At 50.0% G+C, this 1,284-nt stretch carries 2 protein-coding genes; both read left to right on the plus strand.

The window, feature by feature from the left end; genetic code table 11:
* Positions 1-36 precede the first annotated feature (36 nt).
* Complete coding sequence (locus tag IDAT_RS12800; protein ID WP_034734425.1) at positions 37-615, plus strand: hypothetical protein; 579 nt, start codon at positions 37-39, stop codon at positions 613-615.
* Between the two features lies 1 nt (position 616).
* Positions 617-1,284: hypothetical protein (locus IDAT_RS12805; RefSeq protein WP_034734428.1), on the plus strand; the 668-nt coding region annotated here is incomplete at its 3' end.

The raw sequence follows: 1,284 nt of genomic DNA on the forward strand, positions 1-1,284 counted from the left end.
CTATTAACAATAATATACGTTGATAGGAAGGTAGTGATGCGCAAAGGACTTCTTTTGGGACTGCTGACGTTAGCAGCGGTTCCGACGGTACAGGCGGGCGCGCTAGGCGCTATTGGGCAAGTTCAAACAGAGACCAATGGTGCGGTTACGGTAGACGGATGGTGGTGCGCACCGGAGCGGCAGCTGGCAACGGCGGTCGTGTTAGGGCCCGAAAACGCATCTTTAGAAAAACCGCTAGAAATGCTCGCAGTGATTCGTGGTCAACGCCTTGCGCGCAGTGCAAATCATCCAGCTTGCCCGAAAAGTAAGCTTTATCAGACCTTCCAATGGACCATCAACACAATTGAAGCGCAAGCATTTGCGGGCAGCGTCATACAAGCACAGGTGAACTACGCTGATGGCAGAACGCTGGTTCTGGCCGGCGACTTTGTCCTTGGTGCAACACCGCAATTACAAGCGCAAAGTCAAAGTACACTGTCACTCTCGCAAGTGGGCTCGGGAGTGACCTTTGTGCACCAAGATCTATTGGGCAGCGTGATAGCCGAAACGCAAAGTAATCGCACGGTGATGCAACAAACCAAATACCTGCCATTTGGTAAGAGTGAGGATTACTAAGATGCGTCAATTGACTTTTTCTTTGCTTGCGTTATGTACCGCCGCGTTGTGTTGGAGCCCGCTTGGTTTGGCTAAAAAAGCTGCGGATGAGGAAGACCACGTCAAAGTTATTTCTGCGTTTTTACTTGATAACTATCATTCTAAGCAACGTCCACAATTACGGAGTTTGAGTGGCCTTACGTTGTTGTCGACGGGCAGTGCAGATGGCACCGATAAAATCGCCACTGAGCTCGCCTTGTCAAGGATGGAGGTAACCCCGCATATCACCCCTGAAACAACTGAGTTATTCGGTGAGCGAGTAGATTTAAACTCGGGTGCCATTCAATTTGAGCACGTTGATATCTCATTACGCGGTAATAGTACGCTGCCGGTGGAAGTGCGGCGCTCCTATTGGGGGTCGAAAAACAACTTTGCGAATAACCTACATTTTGGCGATTGGTCACTAGCGTTACCGAGTATCACCACGACCACGCTTGAATATGACATGAACTACCTGATGCAAACCCGAAAAGGACTGAGTCATGTTCCCACATGTTATAGCGTACCGACGCCTTATTGGGTGGATACACAGTTTGCAACTGTTGCCGCAGCGAGCTATTGGAGTGGCGATACATTAAATATTCCAGGACAGACAAATCAGAAACTGCGCGCAGGAGGTGAGGGGGGGGG

Origin of the sequence: Pseudidiomarina atlantica, assembly GCF_000753735.1 — a bacterium.
GTDB classification, from domain to species: Bacteria; Pseudomonadota; Gammaproteobacteria; order Enterobacterales; family Alteromonadaceae; genus Pseudidiomarina; species Pseudidiomarina atlantica.